1 pseudogene is annotated in these 474 nt (G+C 25.3%); it reads right to left on the reverse strand.

The features are described 5' to 3' along the window. Positions 1-287: pseudogene (locus E6A48_RS09875) on the reverse strand (UDP-N-acetylmuramoyl-tripeptide--D-alanyl-D-alanine ligase); the annotation flags it as partial. Positions 288-474: the final 187 nt, after the last annotated feature.

The raw sequence follows: 474 nt of genomic DNA on the forward strand, positions 1-474 counted from the left end.
AAAAATAATACACTATCAGTAGTATAAACCACATTAGCATCTTCTGGCATATTGATATTTTCTGAAAGTATAAAAAATCTGCATCCTTTATTGTATGTATCTAAAGCAAAATCATTGCCGTTAAACTTATCGCCTTTTATAGCTAAGAACAATTTATTTTCATTAAAATCTTCTCTGCTGTCTGTGGATATTTCTAAGTTTTTATTTTCATCAGTGGTATTGAATATATATTTTGAATTAGTTTCTTTAGATATTTTTATTATATCTTTTAGAGAAGTTTGTCCCATTTTAGTTTAAATCCTTGTGCTTATTAGAAAATAAATATTTATATTTTGCCAAAAAATAAAGTTAATATTATCTGTTGCCTTACCCACCGATTTTTAACAAAAATATACAATTTATCTTACATATAAAGCATAATTACTATGATTTAGTATTCCAATTTACTTGCACTTTTTGGTTCTTTTTGCGGCG

The organism is Brachyspira pilosicoli, assembly GCF_019402445.1.
GTDB lineage: Bacteria > Spirochaetota > Brachyspiria > Brachyspirales > Brachyspiraceae > Brachyspira > Brachyspira pilosicoli_B.